Here is a 21,779-nt window from a genome sequence, read left to right as displayed (position 1 = left end):
GTTGAAGCGAAACGAATCAAAAGAAAAGAGGAATGTCACAATGTTAATGACAATGAAAGAATTACTTGCTGTAGCAAAAGAACATAAATTTGCTGTTCCAGCATTTAATATTTGCAGTTTTGATATGTTAAAAGCAATCATGGAAGAAGTTGAGGCACAGGATGCACCAGTCATTTTAGAAATTCATCCTGATGAGATCGAATACTTAGGAGATTGTTTCATAGCGACAGTGCGGGAGTACGCATTAAAAAGTAAGGTACCAGTCGTTATTCATTTGGATCACGGGGGATCAATCTACGATGTCATGCGGGCGATCCGTAATGGCTATACCTCGGTGATGATCGATGCATCATTAGCCGATTACGAAGAAAATAAAAAAATCACGAAAGAAGTTGTTGAACTGGCACATATGGTTGGTGTCAGCGTTGAAGCAGAAATTGGTACGATTGGGAACAACGGTTCCGCAGAAGGGGGAGCTGCAGAAATTATTTACACAGATGTCGACCAAGCCGAAGACTTTGTACGTGCTACCGGCATTGACACCCTTGCCATTGCAATTGGAACGGCTCATGGGTTGTATCCAAAAAATATCACCCCTAAGTTGAACATCGATTTGTTGAAAAAGTTGAACGATCGTATTGCTTTACCATTTGTATTGCATGGTGGGTCAGGAAACCCAGATCATGAAGTGCGAGAGTCTGTAAAATATGGCGTATGTAAAGTAAATCTTAGTTCTGATTTGAAATCCGTATTTTTTGATTCAGTCAGAAAAGTATTGACGGAAAACCCTGCTATGTATGAACCAAATCAAGTATATGTACAACCAATAAAAGATGTGAAAGCTGTTGTACGCCATAAGTTGACCCTGCTGAATACGGTTGACAAAGCACGTTTTTATCAGAGATAATAAATGAAATGATTGATTGGTACAGGATTAAATTGGTGGGAATCTCTTTTTTAAAGGAGTTTAATGTATGGGGAAAGCAAAAGATGAGCGTAAGCAGAAAATCATGATGTATTTAAATGAAACGAAATTTGCTTCTCTGGGGGAATTAGTTGAATTCTTACATTATAGTGATGCTACGGTCAAACGCGATCTGATTGAACTGGAAAACGAAGAACAAATCAGACGTACCCGAGGTGGTGCTGTGCTGATCGATTCAGAGAAGGTCGATGCGGCTTATCTGACAAAAGTGGGGAATTATGTCAATGATGAAGAAAAACGCAGAATTGCAGAACGTGCAGTGACGTATATTGAGGACGATATGACCATTTTCGTGGACAGTTCGAGCACAGCTTTGCACCTGATCCCTTACCTGAAAAAAATTCATGGGTTACGAGTGGTAACCAATAGTGTGCTAACTGCCGCACTACTATCGGAACATACTGCTGCTGAGGTGACCATCGTTGGCGGGACGGTAACGAACAAAAAGTTTACCGTTAATTCAGTTACAGCAGTCAACCAGCTCAGAACCTATCATTTTGATCTTGCACTTCTCTCATGTAGAGGATACGATGAAGAAAAAGGAGCCACTGAGAATACTGAAGGGGAAGCAGTATTTAAACAGGTATTGAAAGACTGCACCGAAAAAATTATTCTAATGGTTTTAGAATCAAAGCGGAATAAAGTATATTTTTACAAGAGCCTCTTACCCGAGGATATCGATATTGTCATCTAGAAAAAAGCATCGGGTTTGTCAAAAACGGTCTTATTTAAAAGGCCGTTTTTATTTCCACTGCTAGTATGCTTTACAAACTAGTGGCAAACACGTATACTAGGTACAACACTAGTTTGTATAACAAACTAGATAAAGGGAACCAAAGGAGGGAAATCGTGAAAGAGACGCAATTGCTAAAAGGGGTTTTGGAAGGGTGTGTTTTGCAAGTGATTGCTCAAAAAGAGATTTATGGTTATGAACTGGTACAGGAACTGAAGCAAAGAGGCTTTGAAACGATCGTTGGCGGCACGATCTATCCTTTGCTGCAGAAGTTGGAAAAACAAGAACTTATTACCTCTGAGATGAAAAAGTCACCTGAAGGACCTGATCGCAAGTATTTCTCGATCACCCCGAAAGGCATAGACTATTTGGCACAATTTAGAGAACAATGGACGAACCTAATGAAGAAAGTCGAAGGATTATTTAAGGAGTGAGGAAACATGGCAAATAAACAAGAGACGACCTATTGGCGAAAGCAAACCAATCTGATCGAGCAACAATTCAATGAGAAAAATCGCCAATTTTTTGATGATTTTCGAAGCTACCTCTTACTTTCCAGCCTTTTTTACGATGAGCATAAAGTCACAGAGCAGGTATACGCGATTGCAATGGATTTATTAGAAGCACAAACTCATGGGGAAGAGGCGCAACACTATTTTGGCAATGATCCGAAAGGGGTGGCAGATGAACTATTGGCAAACACGCCAAAGAGTAATCTCAAAGAGCGCCTCAAATTGGCGTATCTAGCGGTTGGCATCAGTTGGGGAATCAAATTTATAGCTGATTTTACAAATCAAGGACCACTGGTTCTTAACCTTCTGGATTATCTTTTGACAGGATTGGTAACTGTGTTAGCGATCATCGGGATTTTTGCGATCATCAGCAAAACCATCTATCAAAAGAAGGGCACAAGCAAAGTGATTCGTTTCGGCTCCCTGTGGCTCGTTGTGAGTGGCTGGATTGGTCTTTCACTGCTGATCAATCTGCTGACCCCAAACTGGTGGCTCCTGACGATCGCATTTCCATTTGATGTAGTATTGGTTGGCAGTTTGCTGGTAGCGGCGATCGTTTTTGTTGTATCACTCAAAGAAAAAGCTTTTTATCCGATCGTTTTTCTACTGGGGGTATTTGTGTTGCTTGGTTGCCTGCAAAAAGCCATGGCATTTTATCACATTGGGGATCCATCGTGGATGACCGGCGGACTTTTGACACTGTTAGTTGTAGGGTTTCTTATTTTTCTCTGGTGGACCCGTCGAGTGATGAAAGAGCAATAAGCAAAGCCAGAAACAAGTGTCTTGCTTGTTTCTGGCTTTTTTTACATAGAAAAAGCATTATCCTGAGGAATCTTTCTGCTTCATGCTACACTAAAAAAGAAACGGAGGGAAATCAAGATGTTGACAACAGATCAGTTCTTTCACGGCCACGACAAGCAGACCGCTTTTTTTGAAGGCTGGTACCATAAACACCAAATCGGTGAAGAAGTCTATGCTTTTATTCCTGGTTTTTCGATTCAAAAAGACGGGACCAAAGAAGTATTCATTCAAGTGATCAATCATGAGGGTGCGCATTACTTTTCCTTTCCAGAAACTGACTTTCAAGTGTCAGAAGAGGAGCGTAAAGTAACGATTGGTGACAATATCTTTAGTGAAGCAGGCATCCAAGTCTCTTTAAAAAATAACGAACTTCAAGTACAAGGGTCAGTAAAGTATAACGACCACAAACCGATTCAGCGGACACGTTATGCGCCGAGTATCATGGGTCCTTTTTCGTATCTGTCATTTATGGAGTGTTATCACGGGGTCTTGAGCATGAGTCATACCTTAGAAGGTACGCTGTACTGGAACGAAGAACCAATCGATTTTACGAACGGGATCGGTTATTTGGAAAAAGATTGGGGAACCTCCTTTCCAGCAGCTTATATTTGGGTTCAGTGCAACAGCTTTGATGCGCCAGATGTTCGGTTCTTTTTCTCCGCAGCCGACATTCCCTTTGCTGGTTTTGCTTTTTTGGGAACGATTTGTGTTCTGCAAGTCGGCAGCCAAGAATATCGTTTTGCTACTTATCATGGTGCAAAGATTCATGATGTCAAACGCACGGAAGACCGTTTAGTGATCCATCTCAAACAAAAACAATGGTCCTTAACGATCGAAGTTTTGACGAAAGAAGGGCATTCTTTGAGGGCACCTTCTATTGGGCAAATGAATCGGATCATTCGCGAAAGTGCCAGTACGGAAATCACCTTGACCCTTTTAGAAAATGGGCAGGAGATCTTAAGGCAGACAGGGATGTCGACTGGTTTTGAAGAAGTTGCGAATTTGCGAGGATTTCACTATTAAAAAAAGCAGAAAAATTCGTTTCTTTTGATATACTAGTAGATAGTTACTACGAAAACACGTATATTTGGAGGGAAATGGATGAAAAAAATAACGAATGAGACACTGTTTGAACTGAAAACGATTGCGCAGCCTGCAGTGGGGCAAAATCAGGTTTTTTACTTGGAAACGGTAGTCAACCCAGAGACCAACACGTATGATTCAGCGATTTATAGTATTGACGCAAAGACCAAACAACGGCGTGAGTGGGGCACCGAAGCGACGACCCACAACAGTCTAAAGGTCTCGCCAGATGAGCAATGGCTCAGTTTTGTGACGACCGATCCAAAGAAAGGTGAAAGTACGTTATGGACGATGTCGGTGTCCGGCGGCAAGCCCCAAGCACTTGTCACTGAAAAAGGTCTGGGCGACTATTTTTGGAAGCAAGACGCAACGGCTATCTATTACCAGCTGGCACAAGAGGAGACGGTTTCAGAGAATCAAGACGACAAAGAAAAGACGGACAAGCAAGAGGAATTTCCACAAGTAAAAGCTACTACGAAAGTCAATTATTTGGCGGATGGCGTCGGCTTTTTAAAAGAAAAAAAACATTCGATCATCAAAAAAACGATCGCGACACAAGAAACGGAACTGATTTTTGAGCATAAGTATCCCTTTGTGTTCTCTGGCTTAGCGGATGATCAAGAGACTTTGTTTTTCACTTTTGACAAAGAGGAAGAAGACGAGTGGGATCATGGCTCGAAGGTTTGTCTCCTAAATAGTCAGACGAAAAAGACAGAAAGTTTAGAAAACATTCTGCCAGAAGGAACGTATACTTTTGCTGCAGCGCACAATGATCAGCTATTACTATTAGGCAATGATCTTTCCTATGGTTTTGTGACCTTGGATGATTTGTTTTTGGTCGACTTAAAAACAAAAGCGGTCAAAAATCTTTCCCAAGATCTTGACATCGCTTTTGGCAATGCGATCATCAGTGATTTTCAACAAAAAAATCGCGGCGTAGCGATCACCTGGTTGACGGATGACACATTCCTTGTACCCGTAACGGAGCATGGCAAGCTACAATTGTACCGCGCCTCGATCCAAGGAGAATGGACCAAACTGCTTGATGAAAAAATGGATATCCTTGATGCGGCGATCTATTCGGAAGCCAAACTTGCTGTTGCTTATGCGACGCCAACGATCCCTAGTCGCTTAGGCTTGATTGACTTAGCAAGTGGCGAAGTAACTGATCTATACGATCCCAACCAAGCAATTATGTCACAGTTAGCGATCAGTAAACCCGAAGCGTTTTGGTACGAAGGAGCAGATGGTTGGCAAATTCAAGGCTGGTATTTGCCCCCGACCGAAACACAAGAAAGTCATCCAGCAATTTTATACATCCATGGCGGTCCGCAAGTCTGCTACGGCGAAACATTTTTCCACGAGATGCAAGTCCATGCCGCTAACGGCTATGGGGTCATCTTGTTGAACCCTCGTGGCGGGCAAGGGTACGGTCAGGCGTTTGTCAAATCGATTTTAGGTGATTATGGCAATAAAGATTATCAAGACTTGCTGTTGGGGGTTGATGCCGTGGTGGCAAACCATCCAGAAATCGATACGAACACGATCCATGTAGCTGGTGGCAGCTATGGTGGCTTTATGACCAACTGGATCGTTGGTCATACCGATCGTTTTTGTGCGGCAGTTACGCAACGCTCGATCTCAAATTGGATCAGCTTTTATGGAACGAGCGACATTGGACCTGCCTTTGTCAAATTCCAATTGTTGCGGGAACTTGATGCGATCGAAGGACTTTGGAAGATGTCGCCTTTGGCCTATGCCAGCCAAGTCAAGACACCTACACTAGTCCTCCATGGGGAAAATGATTTGCGATGTCCGCAAGAACAAGGACAGCAGTTTTACATGGCGCTGCAGAGTCAAGGCGTCGATACGAAGCTGATGCTGTTCCCTCAATCCTCTCATGGATTATCACGCAATGGCTTGCCAAACCTGCGGATAGAACGCTTGCAGGCGATCAGTGAATGGCTTGCATCACATGAGAACAAATCAGTAAATTAACCGAAAGAAATCACCTGATAAAGGATCACGACATGGGCTGCTTGAAAAGCCCGACCAGTGATTCCTTAAAGATCAGGTGGTTTTTTTGCGCGATCAAAAGCTACAGGTTCCTGTTACCTTGCCACCAATGACAGCAACGATTGAAAACAAATTCATATGACGTTTTCTTCACGTGTTAAATAACAAAAAGAAGAAATAGTTTTGCTTGCTTCCTATGTTTGAGTGTGATATGATACAAAACGTAATCGTTACACTTTAACCTTTTTTGGTGTGACGCAAGAGAAAGGAGCTGGTTATTATGAGAAACAATATTATTTTGGCATGTGTGGAGACAGGGGAAAGACTTTATTTGACTAATAAGAACCAGCGCAATACGCCGGAACGTTTAGAATTAAAAAAATATTCACCAAAGTTGCGGCGCAGAGCGATTTTTCGTGAAATCAAGAAATAGGAAGGACAATAACTGAATGGCAAAAAAATCAAAAATGGCAAAATACAACAAGCAAGTACAACTGATCGAACAATACCGAGCAGTGCGTCAAGAATTAAAAGCGCAAGGAGATACCCAAGCATTGGCCAAACTACCGAAGGATTCGAATCCGACTCGTTTGAAGAAACGGGATATGATCGATGGTCGTCCTCGGGGCTACATGAATAAATTCGGCATGTCACGGATCAATTTCCGTAAGCATGCACACCTCGGAGAAATTCCCGGTGTTACAAAAGCAAGCTGGTAACAGAAAGGAGTCAACATGGAAAAAACGGACTTGTCTAGTGCGTATCGACGTTTAAAGAGCCCGAACATCAAAACAAGGAAACGCGCATTAAAAATCATTCATGAATTTAAACGAAACAAACGAAAAAATGCATTGCAGCTGCGTGCATAATGAAAAAGTGAAAGAAAGTTGGAAATGACATGGCAGTACCTGCAAGAAAAACATCAAAAGCAAAAAAGAATAAGCGTCGGACCCACCATGGCGTCAAATCCCCAGCGATTTCGTTTGATGGGACAACAGGAACCTTCAAGCGCAGCCACCATGTATCTTTAGCAGAATACAAAGCACAGCACCCAATCGAAAAGAATTAACGCCGTCTTATGACGCCGTCCAGAAAGCAGGGGGAAAATGGAGATCATCTATCCGTCATTGATTGAAGAAGCCTATCGTCACAGTAAAAAATTTCATCCAGAGATCACCAAAGAGGCCATCTATCGCCATTTTTACGAAGCTGGTTTAATCAAAGAAAATGGCGATCCAACGGAAAAAGCCTTGTCAGAAGGGGTCGTTAAAGATTATACTGAGGACTGGGATCTTACCTTTGAAGAATTTTTGATGATCTACCCCGTGTTTCGTTCCTTTGACCCAAAGCATTTCAAGAAGATCGATCATTTTTGGGAAATGGATTTGGCTTTGCAAGAACAAATTCTTGACCAATGGGAACGAGAAACCTTCACAGAGGAAGAGATCATTGATCTGACTGCCTTTTTTGAAGAGCGATTACCTTCCGAAAATGAACAGTGAAAGGCGTACATGTGATGAAAAAGACGATCCAGCCATTTTTAAAACTATTAAAGCCCTATGATTATCTATTGTTTGTTCTATTAGTTGTTGGCTCTTTTTTACCGCTTTTTCTATTTGAAGCGCAAGCCCAAAGTGATACTGGGGATCGTTATGCGATCGTGCGAATCAATGGGGAAGAAGTTGACCGTTTCAACTTGGAAGAAATCGATGCGATGGAAAAAACGTATTATCCAGCAGAAGGTCAGTACAATATCGTCGAGATCAAAGATGGTGCGATCCGAGTGCGTGAAGACAATAGCCCGGACCAAATTGCTGTCAAAACCAGCTGGATCTATCGCAATGGACAGACGAGCATTTGCCTGCCTCATAAGCTAGTGATCGAGATCAAGCAAGCAGGTGCTTCTGACTATTTAATTTATTAATCGGACTTCGTGGTAGTTGGAAACTACACTATTTTGTGTTGGTGGGAAATCGTTGGATTTTCTACTGACACTTTTTTATTGAAAATAGAAAATAAGTGCGTCTAACTGGAGACAATCTGTCGATCAAACTCAGTCTCGTTTGATAAGAAACGAGGAGCATATGAAAAAGATAAGTTTCTGCAAACATCCTTCAAACCAAAGCTATGTCAATAATGCTGTATTGCCAGAAATGGGGAACGGTGAAGGGGAGAAGAAAGGATCGTTCCGTTTGTTCAACAAATTTTCTTCTAAACCTAGAAAAACAGTTCAGCATTACGAAGCATTGGTTGCGTCTAAATCGCTTGTCCAATAAAGAGGAACGAAAACCCTAAAAATCCTTTTTTATGAAGGGCTATAAGTTGAAGATTTTTTTTATTTGCGATAGGCTATTAGTAAAGCATTCGGGAGATGAAAACACATGAAATTTAAATTGAATCTAAAAGAAAAAGTAACGGAAGTTGCAGAGCATGTCTATGATGTGGTGAAAAAGGAAGATTATGCGATTCGTGTGGCTCCAAAAGGAATCAAAGTAACGAAACAGCGCAAGACGAAAGACACGATCAAATGGCGTTCAAAGAATCACTAATTGAGGAATAAAAAAAAGAAACTGCACATTCGCAGCTTCTTTTTTTTATTCCTCAATCTCAATCCCCAAGACAGTCAGGTGGCCGTTTGCCACCAGTTTGATGACAAGTTTTGCTAGATGGTCGGGTGTCATCGTTGTTTCTGCCGTTAGCCACCAATGCAAGGTACCAACAAATATCGAGGTCATATAGTCAATGATGAAGTCTAAGGGCACTTCAATGTCTCCTTCGGTGATTCTCAACGTTGAAAAGATCTCTTGGTAACGTTCAGTCAAAATCAGGCCCAACTTTTTACGGATGATCTCAATGGCAGAGGCATCCATGATCGTCAAATAAAAGGAACGATTGTTTTGAATGTGTAAAAAAAGTTCGGTCATGGCCGCTTCGATTTTGCGGATTTTGATGCGATTGCCTTGAACAAAATCTTCAAAATCAAGAATCGCGGTAAATGATTCGACAGCCAAGTCAAATATCTTTTCATACAAGTCTTGTTTGTCTTTGTAATGGGCATAAAAGGTTGCACGGTTGATCATGGCTTCATCGGCGATATTTTGGACAGTCACTTGCTCGAAGCCTTTTTCTTCCACTAAGCGGATAAAAGCTTCAATAATGTACTTATTGGTTCGTTTGACACGTAAATCCAATTTTTTCATATTGTGAATTTCCTTTCAAAATAAACAACAAAAAACGGGTAATTGTTGTTTATCCCACACCTTCCTTAGAATTGTTTGTTGAATTATCAATTAAAAGAATTACAATGAACATAAGTATTATAACAAACGGCTTGTTAGATAATCAACAAAGTGTTGTTTAGATGGAGGCAACAAATGAAAAAATATAAAGCGGGCATCGATGTCGGGTCGACAACAGTCAAGATGGTTCTGTTAGATGAAGGCAATCAAACGTGTTTTTCAAGATATGAACGGCACTATGCAGATATCCAGAAAGCAGCGGAAAAAATCATTAGAGAAGCGCAAGAAGTGATCGAAGATCAGCCGCTTGCGCTGGCGATTACCGGATCAGGTGGGATGGGTCTGGCGGAAGTTTTGCGGATCCCATTTGTCCAAGAGGTCATCGCTTGTACCAAAACAGTTGAGACAGTGATTCCCGAAACCGATGTGGCTATCGAGTTAGGCGGCGAAGATGCGAAGATCACCTTTTTTGAAGGGGCATTGGAGCAGCGAATGAACGGCAGTTGTGCCGGTGGAACGGGTGCGTTTATTGATCAGATGGCAGTTTTATTGAAAACCGATGCCAATGGGGTCAATGAACTAGCCAAAGATTATCAAACCCTTTATCCGATCGCATCGCGCTGTGGCGTCTTTGCCAAAACCGATGTGCAGCCGCTGATCAATGAAGGAGCAGCAAAAGCAGACATTGCGGCGAGTATCTTTCAAGCGGTGGTCAATCAAACGATTGCTGGCTTGGCTGCTGGTCGTAAAATCAAAGGCAAGGTAGCCTTTCTAGGTGGACCGTTGACGTTTATGTCGGAATTGCGTCAACGATTTATCGATACGTTGAACCTGCAAGAAGCAGATATCATTTTTCCCGAGAACCCAGAACTGTTTGTGGCGATGGGGGCTGCACTGTATGCAGAAGAAGAGCAACAGCTTTCCGTGCTATTAGCCCGCTTAGCCAACGGAGAAGATGGCAAACTCGCGCCAACTGATATATTAGCCCCATTGTTTAAAGACGAGGAGGAATTGACTGCTTTTCGTGCTCGCCATGCTCAAGCGGTGGCCACAGAAAAAGCGTTGTCTGAGCATACAGGCGCTGCTTATCTAGGCATCGATGCAGGATCAACCACAACGAAAGTGGTTTTGATCAATGATGCAGGGGAATTATTGTTTTCTTTCTATGGCAATAATGAAGGTGAACCGTTAGCGACAACGATGGCGGTTTTACAAGAGCTTTATCGTCAGATGCCTTCTGACGTTTACATCGCAAAGTCAACGATCACAGGTTACGGCGAGCATTTGATCAAACATGCACTGAAAGTCGATATCGGTGAAGTGGAAACGATGGCCCATTACAAAGCTGCCGAACATTTCCAGCCGGGGGTTGATTTTATCCTAGATATCGGTGGACAAGACATGAAGGCGATGACGGTTAAAGATGGCGCGTTATCTTCGATTCAATTGAATGAAGCCTGTTCCTCAGGATGCGGCTCCTTCATTGAGACTTTTGCCAAATCTATGAATCAGGATGTCAAAGAATTTGCGTTGGCAGCTACAAAAGCCCAAGCACCGGTTGACCTTGGTTCGCGTTGTACCGTCTTTATGAACTCAAAAGTGAAACAGGTCCAAAAAGAAGGGGCTTCTGTTGGCGACATTTCAGCCGGCTTGTCTTACTCGGTCATAAAAAATGCTATCTATAAAGTCATCAAGGTTCGGCGACCTGAAGACCTCGGCGAGAAAATCGTCTGCCAAGGAGGGACTTTCTATAACGAAGCGGTTCTGCGCGCTTTTGAATTGATCAGCGGCCGTGAAGTCGTTCGACCATCGATCGCCGGTTTGATGGGGGCATATGGTGCCGCCTTGATCGCTTTAGAAGAAGCAGCCCTTGACGATGTTAGTACGTTGTTGTCTCCAGCAGAAATGGCCGATTTCCAAGCAGAAAAAGAATTTACGAATTGCGGTCTATGCGAAAACAATTGCTTGTTGACGGTGACCCTCTTTTCTGACGGTCGAAAATTTATTACCGGGAATCGCTGCGAACGTGGTGCGCGAATCAAAATCAAGAAAGAAGACCGCAAAATCAATCTTGTGGATGAAAAATATCGCCGCTTGTTTAAGTACCGTTCCTTACGTAAAAAAGAGGCCGTCCATGGCGAAATCGGCCTGCCAAGAGTATTGAATCTTTATGAAAATTATCCGCTTTGGCATACCTTTTTCACCAAGTTAGGGTTTCGAGTAACCTTGTCGCCACGTTCCAACAAAGAACTATATGAGCAAGGGATTGAAACGATTCCTAGTGATACGGTTTGTTACCCAGCCAAACTAGCCCATGGACACATCCAGGCACTGATTGATCAAAACGTACCGTTGATTTTTTATCCAGGTGTTATTTTTGAGCGACTAGAGAACACTGCCGCTGAGAATCATTTTAACTGTCCAATTGTGCAAAGCTATCCAGAAGTGATTCGTAATAACGTCGATGCGATTCGTGAAGGGGCGGTTGACTACCGCTGTCCGTTTTTGAATTTGGCGGATGAAGCCTCAATGGTCAAAACTTTAACGAGTACTTTTCAAGATTTTGGTTTTGTAGAAGAAGAAATTGCCCAAGCCCTACGCAGCGGTTTCGAGGAGCTGGATCAGTTCAAGACAGATATTGCGCAACGGGGAGAAGAAACGCTACGTATGCTGATGACGACCAATCAAAAAGGGATCGTTTTATCTGGAAGACCATATCATTTGGATCCTGAAATCAACCATGGGATTGCAGAAGTCATTACCCAAGAAGGCTTCCATGTATTGACTGAGGACAGTATTGCTCATTTAGCAAATGTCGGCGATCTGAGGGTTGTGGATCAATGGGTCTATCATTCGCGATTGTATGCGGCAGCTCGAGTGGTCGCGAAAAACAAACAATTAGAACTGGTTCAATTAAACTCATTCGGTTGCGGGATCGACGCAGTCACTACTGATCAAGTCGAAGAGATTATGGCGCAGTATGGGAAGTTATATACGGTGTTGAAAATCGATGAGGGAGCAAACCTTGGGGCAATTCGGATTCGGTTGCGTTCCTTGAAAGCAGCAGTCAACGAACGGGACAAACAGCACTTTGTACCTAAAAAGCAATACGAGGAACCGGCAAAGATCATTTTTACCAAAGAGATGCGCAAGCAGCACACGCTCTTATTGCCGATGTTGAGTCCCATCCATCAAAGCGGGTTAGTCGATGTTGCTTTGCAAGCTTCTGGGTATCAAGTGATCTGTCTACCTAGTGAAGATCGTGAGGCGGTTAATGTCGGTTTACGCTTTGTCAATAATGATGCGTGCTATCCGGCGATCATTTCCATTGGACAGCTAGTAGAAGCATTGCAAAGCGGAAAATATGATGTTGAAAATACCAGTGTTTTGATGACTCAGACGGGCGGCGGATGTCGTGCAACGAACTATATTCCTTTGTTACGTAAAGCACTGAACGATGCAGGATTTCCACAAGTGCCGGTGGTATCTATTTCGATGGGCAACACTGGGGTTGAATCAAATCCGGGCTTTCGCTTTACCTTACCGATGATGAAGCGTTTGGCGGTGGCATTTTTATACGGAGATCTCTTTGAACGGGTCGTTTATCGCACCCGTCCGTATGAGCAAGAAGCAGGGGCTGTCGATCGGCTCCATCAAGAATGGCTGGAAAAAATTGCCAAAAACGTTCGTAATGGCTCCTTCAGTCTGTTTAATCGAAATATGAAAAAAATCATTCAAGCCTTTGATCAAGTGCCGATAAGAGATATCAAGAAGCCGCGTGTCGGTGTCGTGGGAGAGATTTTAGTGAAGTATTCACCGACTGCCAATAACGATGTCGTTCGCCTGTTAGAAGCAGAAGGAGCGGAAGCGGTCGTACCAGATATTGTCGGCTTCATGAATTATTCCCTCTACAATCAGATTTGGCGCTACGAGCATTTGGGGATGGCGAAGAAAAGTAAAATGATCGCTGATTTTGCGATCATGGCGATTGAGAGGCTCCAAAAACCGATGGATAAAGCACTGAGGGCGTCAACGCGTTTTGATGGTATCCATTCGATCCATCAGCTTGCGGAGCAAGCGAGCGAGATTGTTTCCATTGGTAATCATACGGGAGAAGGCTGGTTCTTGACCGGTGAGATGATTGATCTATTGGAAAATAATGTCAACAATATCATTTGTCTGCAACCATTTGGCTGTCTGCCCAATCATGTGGTAGGAAAAGGTGTTATGAAAGAATTACGTCGTCAATACCCGCAGGCGAACATTGCGGCCATTGATTATGATCCAGGTGTCTCAATCGTCAATCAATTGAATCGTATCCGATTGTTGATGGCCACTGCCAATAAAGCGTTGGCTGAATAAATTCTCAAGCCAGCGACCGAACCAATTTAAAAGAAAAGCGACTGCTCTTGTTTGGACATTTTGTGATAACTTCTTTCTTCTGCCTATAAAATAGGGAAAGAATTCGCACAAATTGAGAAAAACAGAGCAGTTTTTGCTTTTTTTATTAGCTATTTAGGTATATACCAGTTATAATAGGAGGGGAACGGAGGAATGTGTAGTGGTGGAAAAATTACCTGTTTATATCCAAATTCATGATCAAATTAAAGCCAATATTGAAAACAATACATACAAAATCGGGGATCGTCTGCCCTCAGAGCGCGAGTTGTCGAAACAATTCGGCGTGAGTCGCATGACGTTGCGACAAGCGATCCAAACCTTAGCAGATGAGGGGATTCTTGAGCGTAAAATCGGTTCCGGCACTTATGTGGCTCGCCAAAAAGTACAAGAGAAAATGACGGGCACGACGAGTTTTACCGAAATCATGAATTCTCTTGGTCGTAAGCCTTCCAGCAAAGCGGTCGCTTATTTCTTGACGGCACCTAGCTCCAGTGAGATGGAAAAGCTGCAATTAGAAGGTCACGAAACGATTTTACGGATGGAGCGGATTCGGTATGCGGATGATGTGCCGATCTGTTTTGAAGTAGCGAGTATCCCTGAAAAGTTTATTCATGACTTTAGCAAGGAGGAGATCATCTCTTCCCTCTATAAAGTGTTGGAAGAAAAAGGACAGCGGAAAATTGGCGGCGCTTCGCAAACGATCTCAGCTATGGTCGCTTCCGAGCAAATTGCTGATTACTTACAAATCAAACGCGGCGATGCGATTTTACGTATGCGGCAAATCACTTCATTTGAAGATGGTCAACCATTTGAATACGTGCGCACCCAATATGTTGGTAATCGTTTTGAATTTTATATGGAAAAATAACCTGTCTATTCCAATTGGCAACAAAAAGACCAAAAAAGCCGAAAGGACCCTACGAGCGTTTCAGCTGTTGCGTAGCGTCGCTGGTTGCATGACCGTTTCGGCTTTTCAAATATTTGGGCTTCCTGCATTGGTTGTAGCAAACTTGGCAGCGTCCTCCTTGAGGAAAAGAGCACACACTGGAAGGTCTTTAGTAAGCTGGCTTACTCTGTTGACTGCTCGATCAAGCGTTCTACATATTCGGTAGTCCCTCTGGTCAATTGCACTTGACCTTGTAGCAAATCGATCAGAGCGGCTTCTTGGTCGGCAAGTACTGCTTCAGGAATCATTAAGGTGACAACGATTTTCTCCGTATAAGCAATATCTTTTATATAGATATTCTGCAGTTCTAAGTAGTTTTGGAGCTTGCCTAAAAGTGGATACTCGATGGTCAAGGCAAGTTCTTGATGCAAAATACCCTCGACGATTCCTACCTCTTTGATTCCAGCAGAGGCCGAACTTGAATAAGCGCGAATCAATCCACCAGCACCCAGTTTCGTTCCACCGAAGTAGCGGGTAACAACGGCGATCACATTGATCAGTTCGTTTTTCTTTAACACTTCTAAAATCGGTACCCCAGCGGTGCCGCTCGGTTCACCATCATCACTGCTGCGCTGGATCTCATGATTTTCACCTAATACATAGGCGCTGCAATGATGATTTGCCTTCCAATGCTCTTTCTTGAGGGCTTGAATAAACGCTTTGGCTTCGTCTTCTGATTGAATTCGTTTTAATGAACAGAGGAAACGCGATTTTTTGATTTCTATTTCTGTTTCTCCGTCTTGTCGAATCGTTCGATAAGTCACGCGCACGATCGCCTCCTTTATATTTCTAGTATAGGCAATCGGAAGGAAAGTTACAAATAGAAGAAAGAAACAGGTACGAACATAGACTCTAAAAAGAGGAGGCAGTTGCTTTGGGTAGACGCAAAAAGTACGATACGATCACTCACTATTTAAAAAACAACGGTGGTTCGCAAATCACCTTAACGTTTACGCAGTTTGATGAATTTCTTTTCCCCGCATCCGGTTTGCCCAAAAGTGCCCGCACCAGTAGCGATTGGTGGGCGAATGATTACCGACATCCAGAAAATGGGGCTTATGCGTGGCTGAATGCCGGCTACGAGGTAGTCCTCGTCAATTTAAAAAAAGAGTACGTCGTTTTTAATCGTTTAGTAAAATCAAACTGGTTGCTGGATAGAAAGCGTTGACAAATTTCAAACTTGTTCTATACTAGAGATAGGAAATGTTATCTTATTCTTAAAATTCAAGGAGTGTTCGATATGGCGAAAAAAACAATTATGTTAGTTTGTTCTGCAGGGATGAGTACAAGCTTATTAGTAACAAAAATGCAAAAAGCAGCTGAAGCAAAAGGATTAGAAGCAGATATTTTTGCAGTTTCCGCATCAGAAGCAGATCAACATTTAGAAAGCAAAGACGTAAACGTTTTACTATTAGGACCACAAGTTCGTTTCATGAAAGGCGATTTCGAGAAACGTCTAGCGCCAAAAGGAATTCCATTAGAAGTAATCAACATGGCAGATTACGGCATGATGAACGGCGAAAAAGTCTTAGATCAAGCTTTGACATTGATCGGCGAATAAGCAAGACCTGCTGTTGAAGCAAACAAGAAACCTGTAATCGGTTCAAGTACTTTTCAAAAAGTACTTGAACCGATTTTTTTGCGTACTTAAAACTGAGGTGTATGTTATGACCAATCAAAAAGGAAGACAATTTTTTGTTTTAGATGAAACAATGAGTGTAGGAAAAACTTTTGATTCTCGACCGGCAATGCTCGAGCAGGGGAAGAGAATCGTTTGTCAGCGTTGCGGTTCTTCCCACCACAAGCCGTCGGTTCTATTGCCGATAGGCTGCTATTACTGTCCAACTTGTATTCGCTATGGTCGGATCACATCAGATGGCCAACTCGTAATTCAACAAACGGATCTTCCAGCCTTTGATCACAAGATCGTTTGGCCAGGAGTGTTGACTTCGTTTCAGCAAAAAATTTCTCAGCAACTAGTGGCAAATTGTCGACAAAAGAAATCGTCTCTTGTTTGGTCAGTCACGGGTTCAGGGAAGACCGAGATGATCTTTGAAACGATCCGCCACATACGGCAAGAAGGTGGTCGTGTGGCGATCGTCTCGCCACGGATCGATGTCTGCCGTGAACTGTTCCCCCGGATTCAACAAGCGTTCCCACAAGAGGAAAGCCTGCTCCTTTATGGGAAATCAGAAGAACCTTATCGTTATACAACGATCCTTATTGCCACCACTCATCAGCTACTGCATTTTTATCGCAGCTTTCAACTGATCGTGGTGGATGAGATAGATGCATTTCCCTACGAGGGCGATGCGCAGCTGCGTTACGGATTATACAATGCCTTGGCAGAAAACGGGTGTCTGATCTATTTAAGTGCGACGCCTTCAGAACGACTGCTGCAAGAAATTCGTGGAAAATTCGCTGTCTTGAGAATGCCGCTGCGGTTTCATCAGCGTCCATTGATCGTTCCAAAACCTGTTCATTATAGTCACTGGGCGCAGGCTTATCGTAGAAAACGTTGGCTGCGACCATTGCTGCAGCAGTTGCAGCGGCTGCTTCAAAAAAACTTTGTCTTGGTGTTTTGTCCAAGCATTGCGCTGATGAAGGAAGTAGAAGCGGCTGTCCGCCGACAAGGCACGTCATGGTCTTTGACTAGCGTTTCGTCGCAAGATCAAAAACGGAGCGAAAAAGTAGCGTCTGCTCGTCGACAGATTTACAAGGTGTTGTTTACAACGATGATTTTAGAGCGTGGGGTGACGTTTGAAAACGTCTCAGTCATCGTATTGGGTGCTAATCATCCAGTCTTTACAAAATCGGCGCTCGTGCAAATTGCTGGTCGTGTCGATCGTAAAGGGGCCTATACGGAAGGGGAGGTCATTTTTTTCTACGACCAAATGACGGAAGCAATCCGTCAAGCAATCAAAGAAATCAATGAGATGAACCAATTAGCAAGGAGCTGGTTGACCGATGGAGTGTAGTTGGTGCCAAATATTTTTTTCAAGAGAGGTAACGATCATTGAGCTGTTGGCTCCTTGGCGCATCCCCGAAAAAGAATTATGTCCACAATGCGCTCAGCGATTTACAGTGATTGATTGGCAAAGTTGCTGCCCAACATGTGGCAAAAAGGATACCATTTCCTGCAGTGACTGTCTCTTTTGGGCGAAAACCTGTCCCATGATCCATTTGCAGCATCGGGCACTGTTCGCTTACGATCAAGGGATGAAGGAGTGGATTCACGAATACAAATTAATGGGAAACTATCAGTTGCGAGAGACCTTTGCTGCTGCCATCAGACAAAAGATCAACAACTTTGATTACGATTGTTTGATACCCATCCCGCTATCGGCAGAACGTTACCAGGAGCGAGGGTTTAATCAAGTGACCGCTGTGCTAGACGCAGGCGGAGTTAAGTCGAAAGAATGGCTGGATAAAGTGGTTGATACCGCACCACAAGCTCAACGTTCTCGCAAGCAACGATTAGAGGAGGTGCAACCTTTTGCGGTGAAGCCAGAGGCAACGGTTGAAATAAAAAACAAGAAACTGTTGTTGATCGATGATGTTTACACTACCGGTAGAACGTTATATCACGCAGCTGAAGCATTGCAGACCTTTGGCCCCCAGTCGATTCGATCCTTTTCCTTTGCCCGTTGAATCGTTATTTTGAAAACGCTTAAAGAAATTTGTTCGATTTACTAGGCAAATGAGCAAGAGTTCGATATAATAGAGTTAAGAAGAAGAAAAGAGTGGTCCTTTTCCTTCTTTACTGGTAGACGAAAGGGGTAATTTTTATGTTTAGATATAATGTGCGCGGCGAAAATATCGAGGTAACAGAAGCGATCCGTGATTACGTCGAGAAAAAAGTAGGTAAATTAGAACGTTATTTTAACGATGTGCCGGAAGCAACAGCACATGTTAATTTGAAAGTTTATACTGAAAAAACAGCAAAAGTAGAAGTAACGATTCCTTTACCATTCTTAGTTCTGCGTGCGGAAGAAACCTCACCTGATCTATATGCTAGTATCGATTTGGTTGTTGACAAATTGGAACGCCAAATCCGCAAATTTAAAACAAAAATCAACCGCAAATCTCGCGAGACAGCATTGGTTCCGCCAACAGATGGTGATTTGTTCACAACTGAAGCAAACGATGAAGAAAACAATGGTTCTGAATTAGACATCGTACGTACAAAACGTTTGTCTTTAAAACCAATGGACAGTGAAGAAGCTGTTTTACAAATGAACATGCTTGGACACAACTTCTTTATCTTTGAAGATGCGGAAACGAATGGAACGAGCATTGTGTATCGTCGAAAAGATGGCAAATACGGGTTGATCGAAACCGATTAACAAGTGTTGATACCTTTTTCTCGACACCCCAAAAAATAGTCTTTTTTGACAGAGTAGCTGAGAAGCTACTCTGTTTTTTTATACTCATTAAATTGGCTGGAAATATTTTTATATAGAGAGTGCCTTGGTTCTTCTTTTGGTTTATTATGTTATACTATAGATGAAATAATACAAGGAGAGTGAATCATGACTACGCTAGCAGATGTTGCTAAAAAAGCAAATGTTTCCGCAATGACCGTTTCTCGAGTGATCAATCATCCGGACAAAGTAACTGAAGAGTTAAAGCAGCTGGTTCATCAAGCGATGCTTGAATTGGATTATCAGCCGAATATTGCTGCCAAATCATTAGTTTCCAAGCGTTCCCATATCATCAAAGTGTATATTTTAGAGGAGATGGATACGACGGAACCTTACTATATGAACTTATTGGTTGGGATCGCTCGTTCTATTGGTAAAGCACACTATTCTTTGCAGCTAGTTACGACTGACGGGGTGGATCGTGGTCCAGCAGATGGCTGCATCATTACGGGCTTTCGCCAGGCTGACATGGACTGGATAAGAAATTTAAGAAAGCCTGTGGTGTTATTTGGCGAAAATGAAGCTGGGTTCAGTTTTGTTGACAGTGACAACTACCAAGGAATCGTTTCTGCATGCAAACATGCTATCGACACCGGCTATCAACAATTGGTCTATATTGGTTTAGAGTTGGAAGAAGCGTTTACGAAAAGCCGAGAAAAAGGGTACATAGATACAGTCACAAAAGCGGGAATATCACCAAAAATCTATCGTTTTGACAACCGATCTTCCGCCGCCCGCAAGTTTATCCAATCGCAGAATGAGCATTTAATGAAAAACACTTGTTTTATCTGTGCCACAGATCGTTTAGCGTTAGGCATCAATCAAGGCTTACAGTCGATCGGAGTGGAGGTGCCAGATGATTTTGGGATCATCGGCTACGATGGCGTATTCCTTGATCAGGTAAGTTCGCCAAAATTGACAACGATGAAGCAAGCCATCGTGGAAATGGGGGAAGTTTGCGGCGAATTATTGATCCAAAAAATCGAACATAATGATACGAGCCAGCGACAACAGCGCTTTTTACCTCAACTCGTGGTTCGTGAATCCACAAAATGAAAAAATTAAGCAAATGGTTGCGCAATTTCTTTTCGATTCCTCGACATCTTAATTTAAAGGCTTTTTCTATTTTTGTTATCGCTAACATTTAGAAAAGGTTTGCCATTTTAAGAAACCGGTTGCATAATGGAGTTACAAATTGCAGGAGGTAAACAGGATGAAAGTGAATTGGAAAAAGGCAGCTCTAGGATTAGTTTCAGGAAGTGCGTTGTTAGCGCTTGCGGCGTGTGGCGGCAACGGTGGTAGTACCGATGGTAGTAATGCAGATGCAGGTTCAGGTAGCGATGAAAAAACGCTCACGGTCTCTGTAGGAGCAGACTATATTGATTATATCAATGAAGTGAAATCTGACTTTGAATCTGAAAATGATGTTACCATCAACGTTGTAGAAATGGATATGTTCGATCAAATGGATGCGCTTCAACTAGACGGTCCTGCTGGGAAAGGTCCAGATGTTACGATGTCTCCTTACGATCGTGTAGGTCAAGTAGGCTCGCAAGGGCATTTGGCAGAAATGACTTTGCCAGATGATGGACGGTACAGCGATACAGACAAGCAACAAGTGACGATCGATGATAAAATCTATGGCGCACCAGCAATGATTGAAGCAGTTGTCATGTTCTATAACAAAGATTTGATCGATGAAGCGCCAGCAACTTTTTCTGATTTAGAAGAGCTAGCAAAAGATGATCGTTTTGCAGAAGGCGATGACAATGTTGGTTTCTTAGCTCGTTGGACAGACTTTTATTATACGTACGGTCTATTAGCTGGTTATGGTGGTTATGTCTTTGGGGATGAAGGGACAGATCCATCTGATTTAGGGATCAACAATGAAGGTTCTGTTGAAGCAATCACGTACGCAACTGATTGGTTCCAAAATGTCTGGCCGCAAGGAATGCTGGATGTATCAGCCAACGAAAACTTGATGTTAGATTACTTTAACCAAGGCAAAACAGCAGCCATCATTTACGGACCATGGGGCGTGAACGGCTTTGAAGAAGCAGGGATTAACTATGGCGTAGCGAAAATCCCAACGCTGAGCAATGGCAATGATTATGAAACGTTTGGTGGTGGAAAAGCATGGGTTGTTTCCAACTACTCACAAAACAAAGACATTTCTCAACAATTTGTCGAATATTTAACAAACGAAGCTAATCAAGAGAAATTGTATGAAATGCGTCATGATATTCCAGCAAACATTATGGCTCAAGAAACAGTTGCTGCTTCTGATGATCCAGTAGCAAAAGCAGTGATTGAGCAATACAGTGTTTCACAACCAATGCCAAATATCCCTGAAATGTCTGAGGTTTGGGTAGGGGCTGAAAACATGCTGTTTGATGCAGGTTCAGGCAATATGACTCCTCAAGAAGCAGCGGATAATGCTGCCAAAACAATCGAAGAAGCGATTGAGCAGAAATATTAATAAATAGCCGATTACGGTCTGTCATTCATGTCGACGATTCTATAGAGGATGTTTGTCAAAAGGATTCCTTGCAACGTAGCACGCAAGAAATTGCTTGATGAGATTGATTTCTATGGATCGTCGGCCGCTTGGCAGACTTTCGATTTTAAGGAGGATACAT

At 42.8% G+C, this 21,779-nt stretch carries 25 protein-coding genes; 23 read left to right on the top strand and 2 right to left on the bottom strand.

Features of this window, described 5'->3' with window-relative positions; all coding sequences use genetic code 11:
• Positions 1-40: 40 nt before the first annotated feature.
• The 14 genes from IGI89_RS01110 to IGI89_RS01045 all read left to right on the top strand — a co-directional run bounded on the left by IGI89_RS01110 (position 41) and on the right by IGI89_RS01045 (position 8,679).
• Positions 41-907: a ketose-bisphosphate aldolase gene (locus IGI89_RS01110; protein ID WP_016613798.1), complete on the top strand. Its 867-nt coding sequence runs from the start codon at positions 41-43 to the stop codon at positions 905-907.
• Positions 908-974: 67 nt separating this feature from the next.
• Positions 975-1,679 carry a DeoR/GlpR family DNA-binding transcription regulator gene (locus IGI89_RS01105; RefSeq protein WP_008377293.1) on the top strand — a complete coding sequence of 235 codons (705 nt, stop codon included), beginning with the start codon at positions 975-977 and terminating at the stop codon, positions 1,677-1,679.
• Positions 1,680-1,834: 155 nt separating this feature from the next.
• Positions 1,835-2,152, top strand: coding sequence for a PadR family transcriptional regulator (locus tag IGI89_RS01100; RefSeq protein ID WP_008377296.1), 318 nt, complete (start codon positions 1,835-1,837; stop codon positions 2,150-2,152).
• Between the two features lie 6 nt (positions 2,153-2,158).
• Positions 2,159-2,992 carry a hypothetical protein gene (locus IGI89_RS01095; protein WP_087664399.1) on the top strand — a complete coding sequence of 278 codons (834 nt, stop codon included), beginning with the start codon at positions 2,159-2,161 and terminating at the stop codon, positions 2,990-2,992.
• A gap of 117 nt (positions 2,993-3,109) precedes the next feature.
• Positions 3,110-4,054, top strand: a complete 945-nt coding sequence (locus IGI89_RS01090) for a tocopherol cyclase family protein (protein ID WP_438735154.1) — start codon at positions 3,110-3,112, stop codon at positions 4,052-4,054.
• 78 nt (positions 4,055-4,132) lie between these two features.
• Positions 4,133-6,112, top strand: a complete 1,980-nt coding sequence (locus IGI89_RS01085) for an alpha/beta hydrolase family protein (RefSeq protein ID WP_194188526.1) — start codon at positions 4,133-4,135, stop codon at positions 6,110-6,112.
• A 298-nt stretch (positions 6,113-6,410) separates the two neighbouring features.
• Positions 6,411-6,563 carry a 50S ribosomal protein L33 gene (rpmG, locus tag IGI89_RS01080; RefSeq protein WP_005225339.1) on the top strand — a complete coding sequence of 51 codons (153 nt, stop codon included), beginning with the start codon at positions 6,411-6,413 and terminating at the stop codon, positions 6,561-6,563.
• 16 nt (positions 6,564-6,579) lie between these two features.
• The gene (rpsN, locus tag IGI89_RS01075) at positions 6,580-6,849 is read left to right on the top strand and encodes a 30S ribosomal protein S14 (RefSeq protein ID WP_005237326.1); all 270 of its coding nucleotides are present in this window, start codon (positions 6,580-6,582) and stop codon (positions 6,847-6,849) included.
• Positions 6,850-6,864: 15 nt separating this feature from the next.
• On the top strand, positions 6,865-6,999 hold the full coding sequence (locus IGI89_RS01070) for a putative metal homeostasis protein (RefSeq protein ID WP_005237325.1): 135 nt from the start codon (positions 6,865-6,867) through the stop codon (positions 6,997-6,999).
• A 29-nt stretch (positions 7,000-7,028) separates the two neighbouring features.
• Positions 7,029-7,199, top strand: a complete 171-nt coding sequence (gene rpmF, locus IGI89_RS01065; protein ID WP_005237324.1) for a 50S ribosomal protein L32 — start codon at positions 7,029-7,031, stop codon at positions 7,197-7,199.
• 37 nt (positions 7,200-7,236) lie between these two features.
• Positions 7,237-7,632: a hypothetical protein gene (locus IGI89_RS01060; protein ID WP_008377307.1), complete on the top strand. Its 396-nt coding sequence runs from the start codon at positions 7,237-7,239 to the stop codon at positions 7,630-7,632.
• A 14-nt stretch (positions 7,633-7,646) separates the two neighbouring features.
• On the top strand, positions 7,647-8,054 hold the full coding sequence (locus IGI89_RS01055; RefSeq protein ID WP_005237322.1) for a NusG domain II-containing protein: 408 nt from the start codon (positions 7,647-7,649) through the stop codon (positions 8,052-8,054).
• Positions 8,055-8,214: 160 nt separating this feature from the next.
• A complete protein-coding gene (locus tag IGI89_RS01050; RefSeq protein WP_005237321.1) occupies positions 8,215-8,406 on the top strand; it encodes a hypothetical protein in 192 nt (63 codons plus the stop codon).
• 105 nt (positions 8,407-8,511) lie between these two features.
• The gene (locus IGI89_RS01045; RefSeq protein WP_005237320.1) at positions 8,512-8,679 is read left to right on the top strand and encodes a hypothetical protein; all 168 of its coding nucleotides are present in this window, start codon (positions 8,512-8,514) and stop codon (positions 8,677-8,679) included.
• Positions 8,680-8,724: 45 nt separating this feature from the next.
• On the opposite strand, the gene IGI89_RS01040 is transcribed toward IGI89_RS01045, so the two are convergent.
• The gene (locus tag IGI89_RS01040) at positions 8,725-9,330 is read right to left on the bottom strand and encodes a TetR/AcrR family transcriptional regulator (RefSeq protein ID WP_005237309.1); all 606 of its coding nucleotides are present in this window, start codon (positions 9,328-9,330) and stop codon (positions 8,725-8,727) included.
• 174 nt (positions 9,331-9,504) lie between these two features.
• On the opposite strand from IGI89_RS01040, the gene IGI89_RS01035 reads away from it, so the two are divergent.
• Both IGI89_RS01035 and IGI89_RS01030 read left to right on the top strand, forming a co-directional pair.
• Positions 9,505-13,731, top strand: coding sequence for an acyl-CoA dehydratase activase-related protein (locus tag IGI89_RS01035; RefSeq protein WP_438735152.1), 4,227 nt, complete (start codon positions 9,505-9,507; stop codon positions 13,729-13,731).
• A 199-nt stretch (positions 13,732-13,930) separates the two neighbouring features.
• Entirely contained in the window at positions 13,931-14,638 is a 708-nt protein-coding gene (locus tag IGI89_RS01030) for a GntR family transcriptional regulator (protein WP_005228765.1), read from the top strand.
• Positions 14,639-14,838: 200 nt separating this feature from the next.
• Here IGI89_RS01030 and IGI89_RS01025 read toward each other — a convergent pair whose 3' ends face one another.
• Entirely contained in the window at positions 14,839-15,480 is a 642-nt protein-coding gene (locus IGI89_RS01025) for a YigZ family protein (RefSeq protein ID WP_016613813.1), read from the bottom strand.
• Positions 15,481-15,590: 110 nt separating this feature from the next.
• On the opposite strand from IGI89_RS01025, the gene IGI89_RS01020 reads away from it, so the two are divergent.
• The 7 genes from IGI89_RS01020 (at position 15,591) to IGI89_RS00990 (ending at position 21,619) form a co-directional block, all read left to right on the top strand.
• Positions 15,591-15,884, top strand: coding sequence for a DUF7662 domain-containing protein (locus tag IGI89_RS01020; protein WP_005237305.1), 294 nt, complete (start codon positions 15,591-15,593; stop codon positions 15,882-15,884).
• 72 nt (positions 15,885-15,956) lie between these two features.
• Positions 15,957-16,277, top strand: a complete 321-nt coding sequence (locus IGI89_RS01015; RefSeq protein WP_005228768.1) for a PTS sugar transporter subunit IIB — start codon at positions 15,957-15,959, stop codon at positions 16,275-16,277.
• Positions 16,278-16,383: 106 nt separating this feature from the next.
• The gene (locus IGI89_RS01010) at positions 16,384-17,694 is read left to right on the top strand and encodes a DEAD/DEAH box helicase (protein WP_087664395.1); all 1,311 of its coding nucleotides are present in this window, start codon (positions 16,384-16,386) and stop codon (positions 17,692-17,694) included.
• Positions 17,684-18,367, top strand: coding sequence for a ComF family protein (locus tag IGI89_RS01005; protein WP_086299190.1), 684 nt, complete (start codon positions 17,684-17,686; stop codon positions 18,365-18,367). Before IGI89_RS01010 ends, IGI89_RS01005 begins: the two co-directional genes overlap by 11 nt.
• Before the next feature lie 137 nt (positions 18,368-18,504).
• Positions 18,505-19,062, top strand: coding sequence for a ribosome hibernation-promoting factor, HPF/YfiA family (hpf, locus tag IGI89_RS01000; RefSeq protein WP_005237301.1), 558 nt, complete (start codon positions 18,505-18,507; stop codon positions 19,060-19,062).
• 186 nt (positions 19,063-19,248) lie between these two features.
• Positions 19,249-20,196, top strand: coding sequence for a LacI family DNA-binding transcriptional regulator (locus tag IGI89_RS00995; protein WP_005237300.1), 948 nt, complete (start codon positions 19,249-19,251; stop codon positions 20,194-20,196).
• A 157-nt stretch (positions 20,197-20,353) separates the two neighbouring features.
• Complete coding sequence (locus tag IGI89_RS00990) at positions 20,354-21,619, top strand: extracellular solute-binding protein (protein ID WP_061053856.1); 1,266 nt, start codon at positions 20,354-20,356, stop codon at positions 21,617-21,619.
• Positions 21,620-21,779 lie beyond the last annotated feature (160 nt).

The sequence above is a fragment of the Enterococcus sp. AZ141 genome (assembly GCF_051714385.1).
Classification (GTDB): Bacteria; Bacillota; Bacilli; order Lactobacillales; family Enterococcaceae; genus Enterococcus_D; species Enterococcus_D entomosocium.
The sequence above is the reverse complement of the archived record's forward strand: the minus strand, read 5'-3'. Positions and strand labels throughout refer to the sequence as shown.

Excerpts from the sequence above, each read along its gene's own strand:
- IGI89_RS01095 (WP_087664399.1), top strand. The coding sequence starts at position 2,159 with ATGGCAAATAAACAAGAGACGACCTATTGGCGAAAGCAAACCAATCTG.
- rpmF (WP_005237324.1), top strand. The coding sequence starts at position 7,029 with ATGGCAGTACCTGCAAGAAAAACATCAAAAGCAAAAAAGAATAAGCGT.
- IGI89_RS01045 (WP_005237320.1), top strand. The coding sequence starts at position 8,512 with ATGAAATTTAAATTGAATCTAAAAGAAAAAGTAACGGAAGTTGCAGAG.
- IGI89_RS00990 (WP_061053856.1), top strand. The coding sequence starts at position 20,354 with ATGAAAGTGAATTGGAAAAAGGCAGCTCTAGGATTAGTTTCAGGAAGT.
- hpf (WP_005237301.1), top strand. The coding sequence starts at position 18,505 with ATGTTTAGATATAATGTGCGCGGCGAAAATATCGAGGTAACAGAAGCG.
- IGI89_RS01070 (WP_005237325.1), top strand. The coding sequence starts at position 6,865 with ATGGAAAAAACGGACTTGTCTAGTGCGTATCGACGTTTAAAGAGCCCG.
- rpmG (WP_005225339.1), top strand. The coding sequence starts at position 6,411 with ATGAGAAACAATATTATTTTGGCATGTGTGGAGACAGGGGAAAGACTT.
- IGI89_RS01105 (WP_008377293.1), top strand. The coding sequence starts at position 975 with ATGGGGAAAGCAAAAGATGAGCGTAAGCAGAAAATCATGATGTATTTA.
- IGI89_RS01035 (WP_438735152.1), top strand. The coding sequence starts at position 9,505 with ATGAAAAAATATAAAGCGGGCATCGATGTCGGGTCGACAACAGTCAAG.
- rpsN (WP_005237326.1), top strand. The coding sequence starts at position 6,580 with ATGGCAAAAAAATCAAAAATGGCAAAATACAACAAGCAAGTACAACTG.
- IGI89_RS01090 (WP_438735154.1), top strand. The coding sequence starts at position 3,110 with ATGTTGACAACAGATCAGTTCTTTCACGGCCACGACAAGCAGACCGCT.
- IGI89_RS01060 (WP_008377307.1), top strand. The coding sequence starts at position 7,237 with ATGGAGATCATCTATCCGTCATTGATTGAAGAAGCCTATCGTCACAGT.
- IGI89_RS01110 (WP_016613798.1), top strand. The coding sequence starts at position 41 with ATGTTAATGACAATGAAAGAATTACTTGCTGTAGCAAAAGAACATAAA.
- IGI89_RS01050 (WP_005237321.1), top strand. The coding sequence starts at position 8,215 with ATGAAAAAGATAAGTTTCTGCAAACATCCTTCAAACCAAAGCTATGTC.
- IGI89_RS01015 (WP_005228768.1), top strand. The coding sequence starts at position 15,957 with ATGGCGAAAAAAACAATTATGTTAGTTTGTTCTGCAGGGATGAGTACA.
- IGI89_RS00995 (WP_005237300.1), top strand. The coding sequence starts at position 19,249 with ATGACTACGCTAGCAGATGTTGCTAAAAAAGCAAATGTTTCCGCAATG.
- IGI89_RS01040 (WP_005237309.1), bottom strand. The coding sequence starts at position 9,330 with ATGAAAAAATTGGATTTACGTGTCAAACGAACCAATAAGTACATTATT.
- IGI89_RS01085 (WP_194188526.1), top strand. The coding sequence starts at position 4,133 with ATGAAAAAAATAACGAATGAGACACTGTTTGAACTGAAAACGATTGCG.
- IGI89_RS01010 (WP_087664395.1), top strand. The coding sequence starts at position 16,384 with ATGACCAATCAAAAAGGAAGACAATTTTTTGTTTTAGATGAAACAATG.
- IGI89_RS01005 (WP_086299190.1), top strand. The coding sequence starts at position 17,684 with ATGGAGTGTAGTTGGTGCCAAATATTTTTTTCAAGAGAGGTAACGATC.
- IGI89_RS01055 (WP_005237322.1), top strand. The coding sequence starts at position 7,647 with ATGAAAAAGACGATCCAGCCATTTTTAAAACTATTAAAGCCCTATGAT.